This is a genomic window from Lentzea sp. NPDC051213, from assembly GCF_044455585.1.
Lineage (GTDB): Bacteria > Actinomycetota > Actinomycetes > Mycobacteriales > Pseudonocardiaceae > Lentzea.
Window position 1 is genome coordinate 123,977 of record NZ_JBITEX010000012.1, and the last position, 18,505, is coordinate 142,481.

19 protein-coding genes are annotated in these 18,505 nt (G+C 67.5%); 10 read left to right on the top strand and 9 right to left on the bottom strand.

The annotated features are described in order from the left end of the window. Positions 1–2: 2 nt before the first annotated feature. Both ACIA8G_RS40550 and ACIA8G_RS40555 read right to left on the bottom strand, forming a co-directional pair. Entirely contained in the window at positions 3–986 is a 984-nt protein-coding gene (locus tag ACIA8G_RS40550) for a S1 family peptidase (protein WP_396424106.1), read from the bottom strand. A 506-nt stretch (positions 987–1,492) separates the two neighbouring features. After that, entirely contained in the window at positions 1,493–2,074 is a 582-nt protein-coding gene (locus ACIA8G_RS40555) for a hypothetical protein (protein WP_396424107.1), read from the bottom strand. On the opposite strand from ACIA8G_RS40555, the gene ACIA8G_RS40560 reads away from it, so the two are divergent. Beyond that, positions 2,045–2,977 carry a threonine/serine dehydratase gene (locus ACIA8G_RS40560; RefSeq protein ID WP_396424108.1) on the top strand — a complete coding sequence of 311 codons (933 nt, stop codon included), beginning with the start codon at positions 2,045–2,047 and terminating at the stop codon, positions 2,975–2,977. The genes ACIA8G_RS40555 and ACIA8G_RS40560 overlap by 30 nt on opposite strands. Beyond that, positions 2,974–3,876, top strand: a complete 903-nt coding sequence (locus tag ACIA8G_RS40565; protein ID WP_396424109.1) for a threonine/serine dehydratase — start codon at positions 2,974–2,976, stop codon at positions 3,874–3,876. The genes ACIA8G_RS40560 and ACIA8G_RS40565 overlap by 4 nt, the downstream gene beginning before the upstream one ends. On the opposite strand, the gene ACIA8G_RS40570 is transcribed toward ACIA8G_RS40565, so the two are convergent. Continuing rightward, positions 3,853–5,310 (bottom strand): MFS transporter, encoded by a 1,458-nt coding sequence (locus tag ACIA8G_RS40570; protein ID WP_396424110.1) that lies wholly within the window; start codon positions 5,308–5,310, stop codon positions 3,853–3,855. The genes ACIA8G_RS40565 and ACIA8G_RS40570 overlap by 24 nt on opposite strands. Then, positions 5,307–6,062: a GntR family transcriptional regulator gene (locus ACIA8G_RS40575; RefSeq protein WP_396424111.1), complete on the bottom strand. Its 756-nt coding sequence runs from the start codon at positions 6,060–6,062 to the stop codon at positions 5,307–5,309. The genes ACIA8G_RS40570 and ACIA8G_RS40575 overlap by 4 nt, the downstream gene beginning before the upstream one ends. Positions 6,063–6,285: 223 nt before the next feature. On the opposite strand from ACIA8G_RS40575, the gene ACIA8G_RS40580 reads away from it, so the two are divergent. The 6 genes from ACIA8G_RS40580 (at position 6,286) to ACIA8G_RS40605 (ending at position 12,865) form a co-directional block, all read left to right on the top strand. Beyond that, the gene (locus ACIA8G_RS40580; protein ID WP_396424112.1) at positions 6,286–7,560 is read left to right on the top strand and encodes a sugar ABC transporter substrate-binding protein; all 1,275 of its coding nucleotides are present in this window, start codon (positions 6,286–6,288) and stop codon (positions 7,558–7,560) included. 10 nt (positions 7,561–7,570) lie between these two features. Continuing rightward, on the top strand, positions 7,571–8,572 hold the full coding sequence (locus tag ACIA8G_RS40585; protein ID WP_396424113.1) for a carbohydrate ABC transporter permease: 1,002 nt from the start codon (positions 7,571–7,573) through the stop codon (positions 8,570–8,572). Beyond that, positions 8,569–9,384, top strand: a complete 816-nt coding sequence (locus tag ACIA8G_RS40590) for a carbohydrate ABC transporter permease (protein ID WP_396424114.1) — start codon at positions 8,569–8,571, stop codon at positions 9,382–9,384. The genes ACIA8G_RS40585 and ACIA8G_RS40590 overlap by 4 nt, the downstream gene beginning before the upstream one ends. Positions 9,385–9,387: 3 nt before the next feature. Further along, positions 9,388–10,806, top strand: a complete 1,419-nt coding sequence (locus ACIA8G_RS40595; RefSeq protein ID WP_396424115.1) for a glycoside hydrolase family 3 protein — start codon at positions 9,388–9,390, stop codon at positions 10,804–10,806. Then, positions 10,803–11,846, top strand: coding sequence for an SIS domain-containing protein (locus ACIA8G_RS40600; protein ID WP_396424116.1), 1,044 nt, complete (start codon positions 10,803–10,805; stop codon positions 11,844–11,846). The genes ACIA8G_RS40595 and ACIA8G_RS40600 overlap by 4 nt, the downstream gene beginning before the upstream one ends. 359 nt (positions 11,847–12,205) lie before the next feature. Continuing rightward, positions 12,206–12,865 carry a hypothetical protein gene (locus ACIA8G_RS40605; protein WP_396424117.1) on the top strand — a complete coding sequence of 220 codons (660 nt, stop codon included), beginning with the start codon at positions 12,206–12,208 and terminating at the stop codon, positions 12,863–12,865. Positions 12,866–13,079: 214 nt separating this feature from the next. On the opposite strand, the gene nagA is transcribed toward ACIA8G_RS40605, so the two are convergent. Continuing rightward, complete coding sequence (nagA, locus tag ACIA8G_RS40610) at positions 13,080–14,279, bottom strand: N-acetylglucosamine-6-phosphate deacetylase (protein ID WP_396424118.1); 1,200 nt, start codon at positions 14,277–14,279, stop codon at positions 13,080–13,082. Positions 14,280–14,468: 189 nt separating this feature from the next. On the opposite strand from nagA, the gene ACIA8G_RS40615 reads away from it, so the two are divergent. Next, positions 14,469–15,143 (top strand): FadR/GntR family transcriptional regulator, encoded by a 675-nt coding sequence (locus tag ACIA8G_RS40615; protein WP_396424119.1) that lies wholly within the window; start codon positions 14,469–14,471, stop codon positions 15,141–15,143. Here the strand turns inward: ACIA8G_RS40615 and ACIA8G_RS40620 are convergent. From ACIA8G_RS40620 to ACIA8G_RS40630, 3 genes are read right to left on the bottom strand one after another with little or no spacing between them, the layout of a single operon-like run. Then, positions 15,129–15,314 carry a DUF397 domain-containing protein gene (locus ACIA8G_RS40620; protein ID WP_396424120.1) on the bottom strand — a complete coding sequence of 62 codons (186 nt, stop codon included), beginning with the start codon at positions 15,312–15,314 and terminating at the stop codon, positions 15,129–15,131. The two genes, ACIA8G_RS40615 and ACIA8G_RS40620, sit on opposite strands and share 15 nt — an antisense overlap. 8 nt (positions 15,315–15,322) lie before the next feature. Next, positions 15,323–16,135, bottom strand: a complete 813-nt coding sequence (locus tag ACIA8G_RS40625) for a helix-turn-helix domain-containing protein (protein WP_396424121.1) — start codon at positions 16,133–16,135, stop codon at positions 15,323–15,325. 48 nt (positions 16,136–16,183) lie between these two features. Further along, entirely contained in the window at positions 16,184–17,062 is an 879-nt protein-coding gene (locus ACIA8G_RS40630) for a LysR family transcriptional regulator (protein ID WP_396424122.1), read from the bottom strand. Between the two features lie 71 nt (positions 17,063–17,133). Here ACIA8G_RS40630 and dapA point away from each other — a divergent pair, with 71 nt between their 5' ends. Next, positions 17,134–17,994 carry a 4-hydroxy-tetrahydrodipicolinate synthase gene (gene dapA / locus ACIA8G_RS40635; protein WP_396424123.1) on the top strand — a complete coding sequence of 287 codons (861 nt, stop codon included), beginning with the start codon at positions 17,134–17,136 and terminating at the stop codon, positions 17,992–17,994. A gap of 7 nt (positions 17,995–18,001) precedes the next feature. Here the strand turns inward: dapA and ACIA8G_RS40640 are convergent, their stop codons facing one another. Continuing rightward, positions 18,002–18,499: a class I SAM-dependent methyltransferase gene (locus ACIA8G_RS40640; protein WP_396424124.1), complete on the bottom strand. Its 498-nt coding sequence runs from the start codon at positions 18,497–18,499 to the stop codon at positions 18,002–18,004. Between the last annotated feature and the right edge of the window lie 6 nt (positions 18,500–18,505).

Genomic DNA, 18,505 nt, shown 5'->3' on the forward strand with positions numbered 1-18,505 from the left:
GACTAGCCGCGCGTGAGGGTGAGGCCGTAGCGCGACAGGATCGGGTTGACCGGCTGGAAGAACGTGGTGCCACCGGACGAGCAGTTGCCCGAACCGCCGGACGTCACGCCCTGGGCCTGGCTGCCCGACAGCCACGAGCCACCGGAGTCACCCGGCTCGGCGCAGGCGTTGGTGCGGGTAAGACCCCGGACCTGACCCTGCGGGTAGTTCACGGTCTGATTCTTCGCCTGGACGGTGCCGCAGCGCCAGCCAGTGGTCGAACCCGAGCGGCAGATCCCCGCGCCGACACCGACTTCGGTGGAGCCCGAGACGGTCACGGTCCCGCCGTTGTAGCGGTTGACCAACGGCCGCGGGGTCCAGTTCGCGTTGGTGCGCACCCAAGCGTAGTCGTTGCCGGGGAAGACCGACCCAGCGAACGAGCCGGCCGCGACGCGGTTGAAGCCCTGGACAGCGGTGCCCGTGCGGCCGCAGTGGCCGGCGGTCACGAAGCCACCAGACACGGAGAAGCCGAGCGAGCAGCGGCCACCGCCCATGTAGATGGCGTCACCACCACGCAGGTCGTACAGCGGGGTCGGGCTCTCGGTCACCTCGGCGACCTCGACCGCACCGATGGACTTCGCCACGGCGATCCACTGGTCCGCCGTCGCGTCGCGGGTGTTGCGGTTCACCTCGACGACAACGGTGTTGGACTTCTCGTCGACGCGCCAGCCGGTGATCGACGTGGGCGCGGCCATCAGGTCGAGCACCGACTTGGTGCCGTTGAGCTGGGTCAGCGAGTTCTTGACGACCTGGACGTCGGCGCCGGTCACGGAGAGTCCCGGCCTGGTCACCGCGACAGTCAGCTTGCCGCTCGCCTGGTCGATCCACGCTCCACCAAATGCGTCGCCCAGCGAGGTCTTCGCCTGCTCGGCGAGGTCGGCGGACTTGAGGTCAGAGGCCAACCGGACGCGTGCCTGGTCAGCGTTCAGGCCCAAATCACGTTCCACCGCTTGGAGCAACTCTGCCGGGTAGCTCTCCGTATCGGAACCGGTTGGGGCGACTGGTGCGGCAGGCGCGCCAAACGCCGGTACGCTGAGAGCAGTCACGACTCCGGTGGCGAGAACCACGGCACCGGCGATGCGGGCCGCACTCGTGCGGTTCATCAGACGTCTCCCTCACTTTCGGGTGCAGGGGAACCCGAGAGACCGGTTGCAGGGACCTCTCTCGGGGGCCTTAGGGGGACGGGTGGTGGGGCGGCGGCAGGGGTCGCCCCACCCCTCCCAACTTCGTCCGTCTCGCGAAGGCGCTGCGCTCAAGTGGTCTGGCCACGAGCCTCATCGCGCCTCCTCACGGTCTCTTTCGGACCGAATGTGTCGCCCATTCGAGTGACTTTATGGGCCTGTTATCTATGACGCGCCACTCGAACTGTGGACGAAGTGTGTCACAGCTCACGACAGATCAACTGCGCTGCGTAGCAATTGACAGTTAACTATCGCTCAAAGTAGTGACGTGATCACCGAATGGGGTCGACAGTTGACGGGGGCGGCGAGCTGTCGGTCGGCTGTTGAGAACCTGTCGTCGTGGTGGTCGGTCCGGTCGGCGTGGTGCTTTCGGTGGGCGACTGACCGGACGTGCTCGGCGGGACCGTCACGGTCTTCGTCTCGGTCTTCGTGGTCTCGGTGTGGGTTTCGGTTTGCGTTGACGTGGCAGGTTTTCCGGGATCCGCGCCAACGGGTGTGCCGGTCACCAACTGGACGCTCGTGACGGTGATGACGGTCAGCACGAAGGCGAGCAGTCCGCCGACGGCGATTACCTGCCAACGCTTTTCGCGTTCCATCGACCGTTGGTAGAACACGGCGCCCACTGTGGTCACCACGCTCGCGAGGATCGCGCCGATGATGGTGCCGGCGACATTGAGGCGAAGGCTCAGCACGGCCGCGGTGGTGGCGGCGAGCACACTCGCGATGAGCTTGACGGGGGTGATTTTCTCCTTCTCAGACATGACACTTGTAGGACGTCGGGCACAGTTCACCGGTTGTGCCCCGGTGACGTGCATCATCGACATATGCGCCTGGTGACTCTCGAGGACATCCACGCGGCAGCCGCCGCGATCGCCCAGCACGTCGTGCACACCCCGTTGCTGTCCTTCGATTCCGGCTTGCGGATCAAGCCGGAGTCGCTGCAACCGATCGGAGCTTTCAAGCAGCGCGGCGCGGTGAACGCCTTGTCCCGCATACCTTCCGAGAACCGGGCGCGCGGTGTCGTGGCGTATTCGAGTGGTAACCACGCGCAAGCGGTCGCCTATGCCGCCAAGCTTCTCGGCATGCCGGCGGCGATCGTCGTGCCGGAGAACACCCCGCAGCTGAAGATCGACGCGACGCGGTCGCACGGCGCCGAGGTGTTCGTCGTCGGCATCACCGAACGCGAGTCGCGCGCCGCCGAACTGGTCGAGGAGCGCGGCGCGACGCTGATCCCGCCGTTCGACCACCCGGACGTGATCGCCGGCCAGGGCACCATCGGCCTGGAGATCTGCGCGGACCTCCCGGACGTGGCGACGATCCTCGTCCCGGTGAGCGGCGGCGGGTTGATCTCGGGGGTCGCGACGGCGGTGAAGTCCTTGCGCCCCAACGTCCGCGTGATCGGCGTCGAGCCGGAGCTGGCCGGTGACACCGCCGCCTCGTTCGCCGCCGGGTCGCTGGTTCGCTGGGACGCGCACGACCGCGCCCGCACGATCGCCGACGGCCTGCGCGCCGAGCCGTCCGAGCTGACGTGGGCGCACATCAGCGAGTACGTCGACGACATCGTGACCGTGACCGAGGCCGAAATCCGGGACGCGGTAGGACAAATCGCCCGGCGCACGCGGGTCGTGTCCGAGACCAGTGGCGCGGTTCCCGTTGCCGCGTACCTGAACCGCACGCTGCCCTCCGGTCCGGCCGTCGCCGTGGTGTCCGGCGGCAACATCGAGCCCAAGCTGTTCGCCGAGCTGATCAACGGATGATCTCGCTCGACGACATCCGCGCGGCAGCCACCGTGATCGCGCCGCACGTGGTGCGCACGCCGCTGCTGCCGTTCGGCGATGGCTGGCTCAAGCCGGAGAACCTCCAGCCGATCGGTGCGTTCAAGCTCCGCGGCGCGCTGAACGCGTTGGCGCGCCTGGAAAACCGCTCGAACGGCGTCGTCGCCTACTCCAGTGGCAACCACGCCCAGGCGGTGGCGTTCGCGGCCCGTCTGCACGGGGTGCCCGCGGCGATCGTGATGCCGTCGAACACCCCGGCGGTCAAGATCGAGGCCACGAAGGCGCTGGGCGCCGAGGTCTTCATCGTCGGCATCACCGAACGCGTGCAGCGGGCGGAGGCGCTCGTCGCCGAACGCGGCGCCGCGCTGATCCCGCCGTTCGACCACCCGGACGTGATCGCCGGCCAGGGCACCATCGGGCTGGAGATCCTGGAGGACCTGCCTGAGGTCACCACCGTCGTCGTGCCGATGTCCGGCGGCGGGTTGATCTCCGGTGTGGCGACGGCGATCAAGGCGCTGCGGCCGGACGTCCGCGTGATCGGCGCCGAGCCCGCGCTGGCCGCCGACATCGCGGATTCCCTGCGGGCGGGTGCGCTGGTCCGCTGGGACCCGGCTGAGCGGGCGAAGACGGTCGCCGACGCGTTGCGCGACGAACCGTCCGAGCTGACGTGGGCGCACATCAGCAAGCTCGTGGACGACGTGGTCACGGTGACCGAGGACGAGATCCTGACCGCGGTGGCCGGCCTGGCCCGGCGAACGCGACTGATCGCCGAACCCAGTGGAGCCGTCGCGGTGGCGGCCCAGGCCAAGATCGGGAGCAGCGTCGCCGTCGTCTCCGGCGGCAACATCGACCCCGCGCTACTGGCTGACCTTCTGGCTTGACCTGATGTGGGTCGGCGGGCCTTCGACGCCGCAGTGCAGACAGTCGCCGGGGTGTGGGTTGTCCGGCTGATCGTGCTCGGTCGAGAGCACCCGGTTGTCCACTCCGAACGCGAGCAGGCCGCCGATGATCGCGGCAGCCGCGCACAGGACGAGGGCCATCTCCCAACCGGCGGTCATGACGACCGGGTCCGCGTAGTCGGCGCCCGTCAGGCCGACAGCGGCGGGCAGCACGGCCATGGCGAGCAGGCTGCCGGTGCGGGCGACGGCGTTGTTCACGCCGGACGCGACGCCCGCGTGGTGGTCGGGCGCGGAGGCCAGCACGGTCGCGGTCACCGGGGCGACCACGACGGCCAGGCCGATGCCGAACACCACGACGCCGGGCAGCACACCGAAGACGTACGACGCGCCCGGCACGGTGTTGCGGAGCAGCAGCATGCCGACGCCGACCAGGATCGGGCCGATGATCAGCTGGAGGCGGGGGCCGTAGCGCTGGGCGAGCTTGCCCGACGTCGCGGAAGCCAGCAGCATGATGATCGTGATCGGCAGGCTGGCCAGACCCGACGCCGTCGGCGAGTAGTTCAGCGAGATCTGCAACTGCAGGACCAGCAGCACCATCACGCCGCCGAGGGCCGCGTACACCAGGAACGTCAGAACGTTCGACAGCAGGAACGTTCTATTGTTGAACAATTCTACAGGGACCAGCGGATCGCTGGACCGTTTCTGCAGCACGCTGAACGCGACCATCGCGAGCAATCCGAGGATTGTCACAACGTAGGATTGTTCAACAATCCCACCTGTCAACAATGCGAGGCCCAGCGCCCCGACCAGCGCGGACAGGTAGTTCGGGTGGCCGGCGGTCTCGTCGCGCGACTCCGGCACGTAACGAAGGGCAAGCCACACGCAGACGACGGCCACCGGCAGGTTCACCAGGAACGCCAGCCGCCACGACCACGCCTGGACCAGCAGGCCGCCGACCAGCGGGCCGACGGCCGTCGCCACACCGGACAGCCCGGACCAGGCCCCGATCGCCCGCGATCGGTCCTCCCGGTTGAACGACGACTGCAGGATCGCCAGCGCACCCGGCGTCAGCAACGCCGCCCCGACGCCCTGCAGCACGCGGGCGGCCACCAGCACCGGCACGTTCCACGCGGCGCCGCACAGCAGCGATGCGACGCCGAACCACACGATGCCGATCACGTAGACCTTGCGCCGCCCGAACCGGTCACCGAGCGAGCCGGCGATCAGGATCAGCGAGGCCAGCGCCAGCAGGTACCCGTTCAGGATCCACTGCAGGTCGGTGACCGAGGCGCTGAACTCGGCACCGATCCTGGGCAGCGCGACGTTGACGATCGTGCCGTCGAGCATCGCCATGCCCGAACCGAGGATCGTCGTGGTCAGCACCAGGCGGGCACGCGGCGTGCCCCAGGCGATCAAGACGGTCGGTTCAGCGTGGCGACGAACTTGTAGCGATCACCCCGGTAGACCGATCGGACCCACTCGATCGGACTGCCCTCGGTGTCGTACGAGTGCCGCGACAGCAGCAGCATCGGCAGGCCGATGTCCGCGCCGAGCAGCTCGGCCTCCTCCGGCGAGGCCAGCGCGGTCTCGATCGTCTCCTCGGCGTGTCCCATCTCGACGCCGAACCGCTCGGACAGCACCTGGTAGAGCGAGGCGCCGGGCGCCAGGTAGCGGCGCAGCCCGCGGAACCGGCCCAGCGCGAGGTGCGTGGTCTCGATGGCCATCGGCTCGTTGTCGGCCAGGCGCAGGCGGTGCAACCGCAGCACCTTCGCACCGGGCCGCACGCCGAGCAGGCGGGCGAGCTCGGCCTCGGCCGGCATCTCCGAGGCCTCGATCAGCTTCGACGACGGCACGCGGCCCTGGGCCCGCATGTCCTCTGTGTACGAAGACAGCTGCAACCTCTGGGCGACCTTCGGTTCGGCCGCAAAGGTGCCCTTGCCCTGCACACGGAGCAGCCTGCCTTCCACCGTCAGCTCGGCAAGCGCCTGGCGCACGGTGGTCCTGGAGACGTCGAACTCCGCCGCGAGCGACCGTTCCGTTGGGATCGGTGAACCGGGCGGCAGCGCCCTCAACAGGTCGAGCAGGTGCCGCTTGAGACCCCAATACTTCGGCTCGCGTTGCGCACGCGTCCTGGCGTCCACGCCTGATGCAGGCGTCGTCTCCAGCATGGCCTCCTCCTCGCACTCCATGTCACGCCACACAAGGATGCCTTGTCCGTGTCGTTTCGTGCGTCCGAACCCCCGCCAATCGACACAAAAATGATCGGAGGACTCCGCAACGCTTTGGCAACGCGCTTGACAGACTCGGTGACGCAGCACACGCTGTTCCGCATTGGTCTACACCACTTGGGCGTTCCGGCCGAGGGGCCGGGCTTGCTGAAAGGGCGCGACTGTGAAGGGCTGGAGAGGACTCGCTGCTGGTGCCGCCGCACTGGCAGTGGCCGTGTCGGGATGTGGCACGAGCACGAACAGCGGTAGCACCACGGAGACCAAAGAGATCACCGTGTGGCTCATGGACGGCTCCGCGCCGACGACCCTGACCGACGCCTTGAACAAGGAGTTCGAGTCGGCGAACGGGATCAAGGTCAAGTACGAGGTCCAGAAGTGGACCGGCATCCAGGAGAAGCTGACCACGGCGCTGGCCAGCAGCACGCCCCCGGATGTGATCGAGCTCGGCAACACCCAGACGGCGAGCTTCGCCGACCAGGGCACGCTCGCCGACGTCACGGCTGACGCGGGTCAGTTCAACGGTGGCGAGTGGCTGGGTGGCCTCAAGGACTCGCTGACGCTGAACGGCAAGCAGTACGGCGTGCCGTTCTACGCCGCGAACCGCACCGTCATCTACCGCACGGACCTGTTCCAGGCGGCCGGCATCGCGAACCCGCCGACCTCCCGTGCCGAGTGGATCGACGCGATCAACAAGCTCAAGGCCGCGAACGCGTCCAACCCGGAGTTCCAGGCCCTGTACCTGCCTGGTCAGTCCTGGTACTTCCTGCTGTCGCTGCTCTGGGACGAGGGCGGCGACGTCGCCAAGCAGGACGGCGGCAAGTGGACCGGCGCGCTCGACACCCCGCAGGCCAAGGCCGGCTTCGAGGCGTACAAGTCGCTCTACGACGCGTCGGCCGCCAAGAAGGCCCCGGCTGACACCGACGAGGCGAAGCCCCAGCAGATGGAGGTCTTCGGCACGGGCAACGTCGGCATGATGATCGGTCTGCCGTGGGAGCTCGCCGGTGCCGTCAAGGCGAAGCCGGACCTGAAGGACAAGACCGCGGCGTTCCCGATCCCGTCCAAGAAGGCCGGCTCTTCCGCGCCGGTGTTCCTCGGCGGCTCGAACCTCGCGATCCCGACGGCCAGCAAGAACTCGGCCGCGGCCAAGAAGTACCTCGCGCTGCTGTCGTCCAAGAAGTACCAGGAGCAGCTCGCCGAGGGCGGCTCGGTTCCCGGTACCTCGAAGGACACCGCGAAGCTCGCCACCACCCCGCTCGGCAAGGCCATGGCGACCTCGTCCCAGAACGGCAAGGTCACCCCGGTGACGCCGAAGTGGGCGGCCGTCGAGGCGGGCCAGAACCCGCTGAAGGACGCGCTGACGGCGTACCTGTCCGGGGCCAAGCCTCTGGACCAGGCGACGAAGGACGCGAGCGACGCCATCACCAAGGCCATGGGCTAGCCCAGCTGAGATGACGGCCGTCAAGACGACCGAAACGGCAGCGCCGGCCGGGGGTAACACCCCGCCGGCGCTGCCGCCTGCCGTTACGGGTGGGGCGCGCAAGCGCCGCCGCCGGGGCGGCGCCTTCGATCGGGCGCTGCCCTACCTGCTGCTGGCTCCGGCGCTCATCGCGATCCTCTGGCTGATCGGTTTCCCGGTCGTCTCGGTCTTCGTGACGAGCTTCCGCGAGCTCAACCTCGGTGAACTGGTCCGCGGCGAGATCGTGTGGACCGGTATCGACAACTACGTGACGGTCCTGCAGGACTCGCGGTTCTGGGACGTCACGGTCCGCACGATCGTGTTCACCGTCGCCGTCGTCGTCGCCTCGGTGGGCGCGGGTCTGCTGATCGCACTGCTGATGCGCGTGCTCACCCCGTGGGTGCGGATCGCGTTGCAGGTCGCGATGCTGTGCGCGTGGGCGATGCCGATCCTCGCGTCCACGACCGTCTACCAGTGGATCTTCGACCAGAACTACGGCATCTTGAACAAAACCTTGGTGCAACTGGGTTTTGATTCATATGCGGGCTATTCGTGGTTCTCGTCCGGCACGTCGACGCTGTCCGTCGTCGGCCTGCTGATCATCTGGCAGGCGATCCCGTTCCTCGCCTTCTCCCTCTACGCCGGGCTCGTCGGCATCCCGCGTGATCTCTACGAAGCCGCGGGCATCGACGGCGCGACGGGCTGGCAGACGTTCCGCGCGGTCACGTGGCCGGAGATCCGGTCGCTGCTGATGATGGTGACGTTCCTGTCGACGCTGTGGGACTTCAAGGTCTTCGCCCAGATCTGGGTGTTCCGCGAGGGCGGTCCGAGCGGTGAGAGCACGACGCTGCCCGTTCTCCAGTACCTGGAAGGGATCGCGAAGAGCCACTTCGGCGTCGCGGCGGCGATCAGCGTGCTGATGATGGTCATCCTCGGCCTGATCACGTTCCAGTACCTGCGCAAGCTGCTGCAGACCGAGGAGGGCAAGCTGTGAAGAAGACCGCCGCGAACACCGCGGGCGTCCTGCTCGCGCTGTTCTTCCTCTTCCCGACGTACTGGATGATCACGTCGGCGCTCAAGCCCAAGGGCGCGTCGCTGACGTCGGACTACGACCTCATCCCGTTCTCCGTGACGTTCTCGAACTTCATCACGGCGTGGACGAAGCCGGGCTTCCTCTCGTCACTCGGCAACAGCCTGCTGGTGACGCTGACCGCGGTACTCGCCGCGATCATCATCGGCATCACCGCCGCCGTCGCCATGTCGCGCTTCGCGTTCCGCGGCCGCAAGAGCTTCGTGCTGCTGATGCTGATCGCGCAGATGGCGCCGTTCGAGGCGTTGCTGATCCCGATGTTCCTGATGATGCGGGACCTCCAGCTCTACGAACACCTCTCGTCGCTGATCCTCGTGTACTTCGCGGTGACGCTGCCGTTCTGCGCGTGGACGTTGCGCGGGTTCGTCAACGGCATCCCGATCGAACTCGAGGAAGCCGCGATGGTCGACGGCTGCGGGCGGTGGGGTGCGTTCCAGAAGGTGACGCTGCCACTGCTGGGTCCCGGTCTCGTCGCGACGTCGGTGTTCGCGTTCATCACGGCGTGGAACGAGTTCCTCTTCGCCAAGGTGCTGATCCGCAGCCAGGACCTGGAGACGCTCCCGGTGTGGCTGTCGGGTTTCCAGACCGCGTTCGGCACCGACTGGGGCGGCGCGATGGCCGCCTCGGTGCTCTTCACGGTGCCCGCGCTGGTGTTCTTCCTGATCGTGCAACGCAAGATGGTCGCCGGCGTCACCGCCGGTGCGGTGAAGGGATGACAAGTGGATCAGTTGGCCGCTGCCGTTCTGCTACCTGGCTTTCACGGAACGACCGCCCCCGACTGGTTGCTGCGGCGGGTCTCTGACGGTCTCGGCGGTGTGGTCCTCTTCGGCCGCAACGTCGTCGACGACGCTCAGGTGACCAAGCTGTGCAGCGAGCTGCGTTCGGTGCGCCCGGACGTGGTGATCGGCATCGACGAGGAGGGCGGCGACGTCACGCGGCTCGACGCGGGCCGCGGCTCCGAGGTGCCGGGCAACCACGCGCTGGGCGCCGCCGACGATCTCGACCTGACCCGCTCGGTGGCCGCGTCCATCGGTTCGCGGCTGGCCAAGTGCGGGATCTCGCTCAACCTGGCCCCGTCCGCGGACCTGGTGCTCACGCTCGACGACCCGATCATCGGCGTGCGCGCGTTCGGCTCGGACCCGGTGCTGGCCGCGCGGCACGTCGCCGCGTGGGTCGAGGGACTCCAGGCCGTCGGCGTTGCCGCGTGCGCCAAGCACTTCCCGGGCCACGGGGCGTCCACTGAGGACTCTCACGAGCAGCTGCCGGTGCTCCCGCGCACCGAGGAGCAGTTGCGCGCGGTCGAACTGGTGCCGTTCCAGGCGGCGGTGAACGCGGGGGTGCGGTCGATCATGACCGGCCACCTCGTCGTGCCCGAGTGGGGCACCGCGCCGGTGACGTTGAACAAGCACGCGATCTCGCTGCTGCGCGAGGAACTGGGCTTCACCGGTGCGGTGATCACCGACGGCCTGGACATGAAGGCCGTCGGCGGCGACCTGGCCGTCGGTGCCGTCCGCGCGCTGGCCGCCGGTGTCGACGCGCTGTGCCTCGGCGGCATCGCGCTGGACGACGACGACCTGCAGTGGTTGATCGAGTCGATCGTCGCCGCCGTGAAGGCCGGCGACCTCTCGGAGGAACGGCTCACGCAGGCGGCCACGAGGGCACTCGCCCTGGGCCTCCCGCCGTCGTCGATCGACGCGCACGACGCTGAGATCGGTCTCACGGCCGCTCGACGTGCTGTTTCAGCACGCGGCCGGGTTAGTGTCGGTACGGCACCAGTGGTCGTCGACCTGGTGGTGGACCCGTCGATCGCGGTCGGCGACGTCCCGTGGGGCCTCGGCCCCTACCTGCGCGAGGTGCTGCCGGACGCAGAGGTGATCGCCGCACGTGACGTCACCGCGGACGAAGTTGCGAAAGCCGCCGGCGACCGCACGATTGTGGTGGTGACGCGCGACGCGCACCGCCACACCGCCGCTCGACAACTGGTAACAAACTTAACTAATCTGGGCCTGGACGTGGTACACGTCGAAACCGGCGTGCCGGGTCCTGACCTGGGCAGCGTCGCCCGCATCGACACCCACGGCGGTTCTCGGGTGAGCCTCCGAGCCGCGGCCGAGCTGATCCTGAAAGGCACCACATGACCACGCCCCAGCCAGGCCGGCACATGGCGGCGGAGATCGCCGAGCAACCGTCGATCTTCTCGTCGCTGTACGCGTCGCGTTCGACGATCGCCGAGGTAGCGGCCGTGATCCGCGAGCGCGCACCGCGCTTCGTGCTGTTCGCGGCCCGCGGCTCCAGCGACCACGCGGCGATCTACGCGAAGTACCTGACCGAGATCCTCCTGCAGCTGCCCGCCGGCCTGGTCTCCGCCTCGACCACGACGCTGTACGGCGCGGAGCCCGACCTGCGCGACGTGCTGCTGATCACCGTCTCGCAGTCCGGCGGCTCCCCCGACCTGCTGGAAGTCACCGCCTCGGCCCGCCGCCGCGGCGCCCTGACCGTGGCCGTGACCAACACCGCCTCCTCTCCCCTGAACGCGGCCGCCGAGCTGTCGGTGGACGTGTCCGCGGGCGTCGAGCACGCGGTGGCGGCCACGAAGACGTACTCGGCCACGCTGCTGGCCCTGTACCTCCTGATCGACGCCGTACGCGGCGGCGATGGCGAGGCGGCGGCCTCCCTGGGCGACCTGGCCCAGGTGACGCTGGACGCCAGCACGCCCACGGTCGACGAGGCCGTGCGCCGCTACCGGTTCGTGGACCGGGTCCTCACGACCGGCCGCGGCTACTCCTACGCCACGGCCCTGGAAGCCTCGCTGAAGCTGGCGGAGACGTCCTACCTGGCAGCCCGCGCCTACAGCGGCGCGGACCTGCTGCACGGCCCGGTCGCGGCCGTGGACGGCGAGACCGCAGTGCTGGCCATCACGTCCCTGGGCAAGGGCGGCGACTCGCTGCGCGACGCCCTGGACGTGGTCCACCAGCGCGGCGCGGACGTCGTCGCCGTCGGTTCGGCCGCCGAGAAGATGGGCGCGACGTTGTCGATCGGCATCCCGGAGACGGCCGAGGAGGTCGCCCCGGTGCTGGAGATCCTGCCGGTGCAGCGTCTGGCCCACGGCCTGGCGCTGGCGCGCGGCGGGGACCCGGACAGCCCGCGTGGCCTGAACAAGGTCACCCGCACGCTGTAGTTCCTCATGCGAAGAAGGGCCCCGCTCAGGCGAGCGGGGCCCTTCTTCGTTTCTTCACAACAAATTTCACGTTCTCCCATACATCCACGCCTACGGCACGACCTGCAAAAGCTTTTTTCGGGGGCCGCCGCAACCAGCTGTGGGGGTCGTCCGTCCTTAGCTCTGAACAGGTACTGGTCGATGAGTTCGGGGGCGTCATGGGAAAGATTGTTGTGGGAGTTGCGAGCGCGGTAGTGGTCGCTGGCGTAATCGCGGGAGGCGTCACGCTTGCGCAAGCGGGGACGTCACAAGAGGGCGCGAAAGCCGATACTTCCGCCTCTGCGACCAGCGCGGACTCGTGGAAGAACACGACCGAGTTCATGCAGATCGAGTCCGGTGCCGTTCGCGGCGACACCGTGTTCCTGAAGGTGCGACCGGCCAAGAAGGAGATCCTCGGCGAGAGCTTCGACACGGTGGCCATTCCCGGCCCCTACACCGAGGTAGCCATGGCCAACCCGTCCCGGGCGCTGCTCCTCAACGGCGAATCGGGCGACCCCGAGGTCTTCGTCGACACCTTGAAGAAGCGCTCAGCGTCGGATGCCAACGCGGCTTTCGACATCACGTTCGACCAGAACGGCAAGGTCACCACCGTCGAATGGCTCTTCGTCATGGAGCCGGGCACGAACGCGCCCAAGCCCCCACCGCCGGCTGTCAAGCCCCCGTCGTGGAAGAACAAGACCGAGTTCATGCAGGTCGAGTCCGGTGCCGTGCGCGGCAACACCGTGTTCCTGAAGGTGCGACCGGCGAAGAAGCGCATCCTCGGCGAGAGCTTCGACACGGTGTCCATTCCCGGGCCCTACACCGAGGTAGCCATGGCCACCCCGTCCCGGGCGCTGTTCCTCAACGGCGAATCGGGCGACCCGAAGGTCCTCGTCGACGACTTGAAGAAGCGCTCAGCGTCGGATGCCAACGCGGCTTTCGACATCACGTTCGACCAGAACGGCAAGGTCACCACCGTCGAATGGCTCTACGTCCCCTGACACGCTGGTGAGGCACGATCCAGGGTCGCTCTCCATCACCGGAGAGCGGCCCTGATCCATGTCGACACCGGGTCCCACTCGTCCCGTGACTGCACTTTCGCGCCGAAAATGTGCACTTAAGGGAAAGGCACGCAACCTGACAATCTAGGGACCCCGAAAAAGTGGACCCCCTGAACAACCGACGTTGGTCAGGGGGTCCGACAAGATCCTCTACTCACTGCCCAGCCGTGGCATACCCGGCAGAAACCGGCCGAGCAGGAACAGCAGCATCAAAAACAACCTGCCCGTCGACCCAAACCTTCTTGGGCCGCAGCTCGTCGTCCCACCAAACGAGGTCCGCGACAGCACCGGGCGCAAGCCGGCCAAGCCCGGACTCACCAATCACTTCGGCAGGCACAATCGTCGCCGACGCCAACGCATCAGCCACAGGCACACCAACGGAGACGATGTTCCGAACAGCCCGGTCCAGCGTAAGAGCAGACCCGGCAATGGTGCCCTCAGGCGAGCGCGGCACACCCTCCTCGGTGAGCAACACATCCGCTCCACCCAGGTGATACCGCCCCGGAGGCATTCCAGCCGCCGCAACAGCATCGGTGACCAGCGCGACCCGAGCACCGGCGGCGTTGAACACCAACCGGCACACGTCCGGCCCCACGTGGGCCAGGTCCGCGATCAACCCGAGGGTGAACCGCTCGTCCACCAACGCCACCCCGGGAACGCCAGGCTCCCGATGGCCGAGCGGCCGCTGGGCGTTGAACAGGTGCGTCACCATCCGGGCGCCGGCATCGGCGGCAGCGCGAGTCTGCTCACCAGTGGCGTCGGAATGTCCCACGGCGACAAGCACACCCGCCTCGACGAGCCGGCGCACTGCCTCCAGCCCACCGGGCTGCTCGGGCGCCATCGTCACCATGCGGAGTGCGCGACGAAGCGTGTCGTCGTTGAGCAGGGCCGAGATCTGGTCCGGCCCAGGCTCGACCATGAACGACGGATCGTGCACCCCGGCCCTCTTCGGCGACAGAAAGGGGCCCTCGAGGTGCACGCCGAGGGGGCGTGCTCCCACTCCGTCCGGCAAGGCGGCCGAAGCCGCCAGCACCGCCCGGGCCTGTCTGATGACCACGTCGACCGGTGCGGTGATCAACGTGGGCAGAAAGCGGGTCACACCCGTGGACGGCAGTGCTTCGGCGACCGATCGCATGCCGGCGGCGTCCACCTCGGCGAAGTCGACGCCGACGGCGCCGTTCACCTGGACGTCGACTAGTCCGGGTGTGAGGAGTCCGTCGGATAGGACCTCCGCGCCGGGTGGTGCTTCACCGGTGGTCACCTCGACGATGCGGCCATCCCTGATCCGCACCGAGGCAGGACCGACGATCGTGCGACCGAGCAATGCGCGCGGTGCTGCGACAACGGCGTCCAAGATCCCTCCTTGAATGGTCCAGACCATTATGGCGACAACAGGGGTTCGCGTCACGTCTCGTTAGTAGATAACCATCTCACATACCAACTGGTGAATCACGACCGTTCGTCCCGGTATGCGCGGAAGATGGTCAACCGTGGCGCATACTGGTCCTCAGACATCCGAGGTCTACGACGAGTTGAGGGTGCCGTGGCAGTCACTGACGATGCGATCCTGCGCGTCAAGGAGATGATCGTTTCGGGCGAGCTCAAGCCCGGCGACCGGCTCCCGCGGGAGGCTGACCTGGCCGAACGCCTCGGCCTGTCGCGCAACTCGCTGCGCGAGGCCGTGAAGGCGCTGTCACTCGTTCGAGTGCTGGATGTGCGTCAGGGCGACGGCACCTACGTGTCGTCCCTGCGCGCCGACGACCTGCTCGGCGCACTCTCGTTCGTCCTCGATCTGCACCGCGGCGAAGATTCGGTACTCGAAGTCCTGCAGGTCCGCCGCATCCTGGAACCCGCCGCCGCCGCGATGGCCGCCCAGCGCATCGACCCCGAAGAGGTCATCAAGCTGCGCGCGCTCTGCGACGCCGCCGAGTCCGCGAAGTCCGTCGAGGAACTCGTCGAGCACGACCTCGACTTCCACCGGGCGATCGCGCAGTGCTCCGGCAACGCCTACCTCGCCCAGCTCCTCGACACGCTGGCCGGGCCCACGGTCCGGGTGCGGATCTGGCGCGGCATCACTCAGTCCAACGCGGTGGACCGGACGGTCGCCGAGCACCGGATGATCGTGGACGCCCTGGCCGCTCACCAGCCGGAGCTTGCGCGCAGCTGGTCGACGGTGCACGTGGCCGGCGTCGAGCAGTGGCTTTCAGACCTGGCCTAGATCTCCACGCTTGATCGCACCCAGGAACTCGGCCCAGCCGGACACACTCACGGTTGCGGCCTTGTTCTTGGAGTCACGCACGAGCGCGGTGGAGCCGTTCAGCGCAACCTCGACGCATTCGGTTTGGTCCCCGTTGTTGCTACGAGTGCTCTTGCGCCACACAGCGGACACTTCGACCCCTACCTCTCGGCAGCCAGCCTCTCGATCAACGCGGCGGTCCGCTCATGAGTCAACGCCAGCTTCGAGAGGTGCTTGAAATCGAGGCTAGCAGCCTTCACCAAAGCCGGATCCTCGATGTGGATCGATCCACGCGTGTACTCGATGTACAGGACCTGCGGATCAGAAGGGTAGGGAAAGTCAAGCAGGGTGAAAGCGCCGTTGTGCCCGTCGTGGGGGCCAGCCGAGTCGAGCACAACCTGGATGGTGACGTTGGGCAGCTCGCCCATTTCGTTGATGTGCAACAGTTGCTCGTGGTTCGCATGACTTAGGACGGCCTCTGCCATGATCGCATGGACTTCGAGCGGATTGTCGCCTCGCAACCGTTCCTGGCGACGCAGCCGGATTGCGACCTGCTGCTCGATCCACTTCCGCGACCGTGGCGTCCGTGAACCGCTGAACAGAGCATGCATGTACGACCTGGACTGAATCAGACCAGGGATACGGGTCGGGTGAAAATTTCGGACCCTGATCGCGTCGTGCTCAAGCCCGAAGTATCCGCGACCATCCTCCCGGTACTGATGCCACCAGGCCTTCTCCACCGCGAGCTGCCACATCTCGATGTACTGCCCCGCGTCCGCAGCGATGACGCCGTAGAGGTCGAGCATCGTCTCGAACGCGGTGTAGTCGGGCACCTGGCCGTTCTCAATGCGGCTGACCTTCGCGATGTTGTAGCGCAGCCGGTCGCCGACCTCCTTCTGGCTGAGGCGGGCCTTCTCTCGAAGTGCTTGCAGCTCCCGGCCGAGCCGCCTCTGCCGGAACGTGGGTTCGGACACGAATGAGACGTTACGGCCGTGATCCCGAAAATGAGATTCTCACTTCGCCTAGATCTGGCGCAGCTGCTCCAAGACCACCCGAACGGCTGGTTGTCCGTCCGCCCGGTTCCGCACAACCGCTGAAACAGTCCGAAAAACCTGCTGCTTCAACGGCCGCAACGCCACCCCGGGCCGCCGAGCCGCCGACGGAACCAACGCAACCCCAAGCCCAGCCTCAACAAGCCCGCACATAACGCCAAAGTCGTCGCAGTAGGCCTGTGCGCGAGGCACGAACCCAGCAGCACCACACGCCCGTTGCGTCAGCTCATGGCAGGACGCATCTGTCCGCGGCATGATCCACGGCCGTTCGGCCAACAGCGCCAGATCCACAGAATCCTGCTGCACCAACGGATCGTTCAACGGCAGCGCCACATTCACCGGCTCCACGAACAGCTCGTGCGACTCGCACGACTGTGGCAATGACCGCGGCATGATGTTGTACGAGTGGATGACCGCGATGTCGATGTCCCCACGCCGCAACGCCGGCAACGACGCCTCGGGTTCCATCTCGTGCACGAACAGGTCCACATCGGACCCGTGCTTCTCGCGCAGCACCTGAATGACCCGCGGCAACAAGGCCGCGACCGACACGAACACCCCGACCCGCACCACACCCGACACAGTGGTCCGCAGCGACGCCAGGTCGGCCTCCGCAGCCGCGAGCTGATCCAGCACGAGCTGCGTGTGCGCCGCCAGCACGTGCCCGGCGCGGGTCAGGACCAGCCGCCGCCCGTCCCGTTCGACGAGAGCGACACCGGCCTCGCGTTCCAGCGCGGCGAGCTGCTGGGACACGGCAGGAGAGGTCACGTGCAGGGCCTCCGCGGCGGCGGTGACCGTGCCGTGAACAGACAACGCATGGAGCAACCGAAGGCGGCGAACGTCCAACACAAAGCTCAGCTTAACGTTCCGGGCAGAACTTCTAACTGGAACTTTCCAAACGTTCAAGTCACCCTGGAGTCATGTTCGGACGAGTGCTGGTAGCGATGGTCACCCCGTTCACCCCCGACGGTGACCTGGATCTCAAGGGTGCGCAGGAGCTGGCGGCGCACCTCGTCGACAAGCAAAGCGTGGACGGGCTGGTCGTCAACGGCACGACCGGCGAGGCGCCCACCACGACGGACGCCGAGAAGGCGCAGCTCATCAAGGCTGTCACCGAAGCCGTCGGCCACCGGGCGCAGGTGCTCGCGGGTGTCGGCACCAACTCGACCCGCCACACCATCGAGCTCGCGCACCAGGCCGAGGAGAACGGCGCGCACGGCCTCCTCGTGGTGACGCCGTACTACAGCAAGCCCACGCAGGAGGGCGTCGAGAACCACTTCCGGAAGATCGCCAACGCGTCCGGCCTGCCCGCGCTGCTCTACGACATCCCCGGCCGCACCGGCACCGCGATCGAGACCGAGACGCTGTTGCGACTGTCGGAGCACCCGCGCATCGTCGGCGTGAAGGACTGCAAGGTCGACCTGCTGGCCACCGCCCGCGTGATCGCCGAGACCGGGCTGGACTTCTACTCCGGCAACGACGAGCTGATCCTGCCGCTGTACTCGATCGGCGGCGTCGGCGCGGTCAGCACCGTCGGCCACGTCGTCGGCAACGAGATCAAGGCGATGCTCGACGCCTACGACGAGGGCGACAACAAGGAAGCCCTCCGGCGCCACCAGGCCATGTTGCCGGTCTTCACGGCGATCATGACCCGCGAACCCGGCGCCGTGGCGGTGAAGGCCGCGCTCAACCTGCTCGGTCTGCCGGCGGGCCCGGTCCGCGAACCGCTCGCCGAGGCCACGCCGAAGCTGATCAACGAGCTGAAGGCCCTCTTCGCCTAGAAGCTCGTCACCTCGGGCTTACCAACAGATAGCGCTCGTCATCGATCTGCTTTCCCCACAACGCAGGATCGTCCAGCCGTCTCGTGACGGCTTCCTGACGAACCGCGAGCACAAGCGCCTCGCATTCTGCAGCGGTGAGCCCTGCGCCCGTCGACCAACGCCCCTCAATGAGCACGAGCCGACCGCCAGGCTTGAGCAGGCTCGTCCACACCACTAGCGCGGCAGCAGGATCAGGCAGCGCCCAGAGCACATGACGCGCGAGCACCACATCGAAAGATGCTGGCTCAAAAGGAGGTTGGGCGGCGTCGCCCTGCACGAACTCGGCTGACACACCGGAGGCTCGGGCTTTCGCAGCGGCAGCCGCGATCATTCGTGCGGAGAGATCCACACCGCGAACGTCTTGACCAGCCTGCGCGAGGAGAAGGGCAAGGCTGCCGGTTCCACACCCGAGATCAGCGACCGACGCCGAACTAGACGGCATCAACGGCAGCATCAGGCAGATCACTCACCC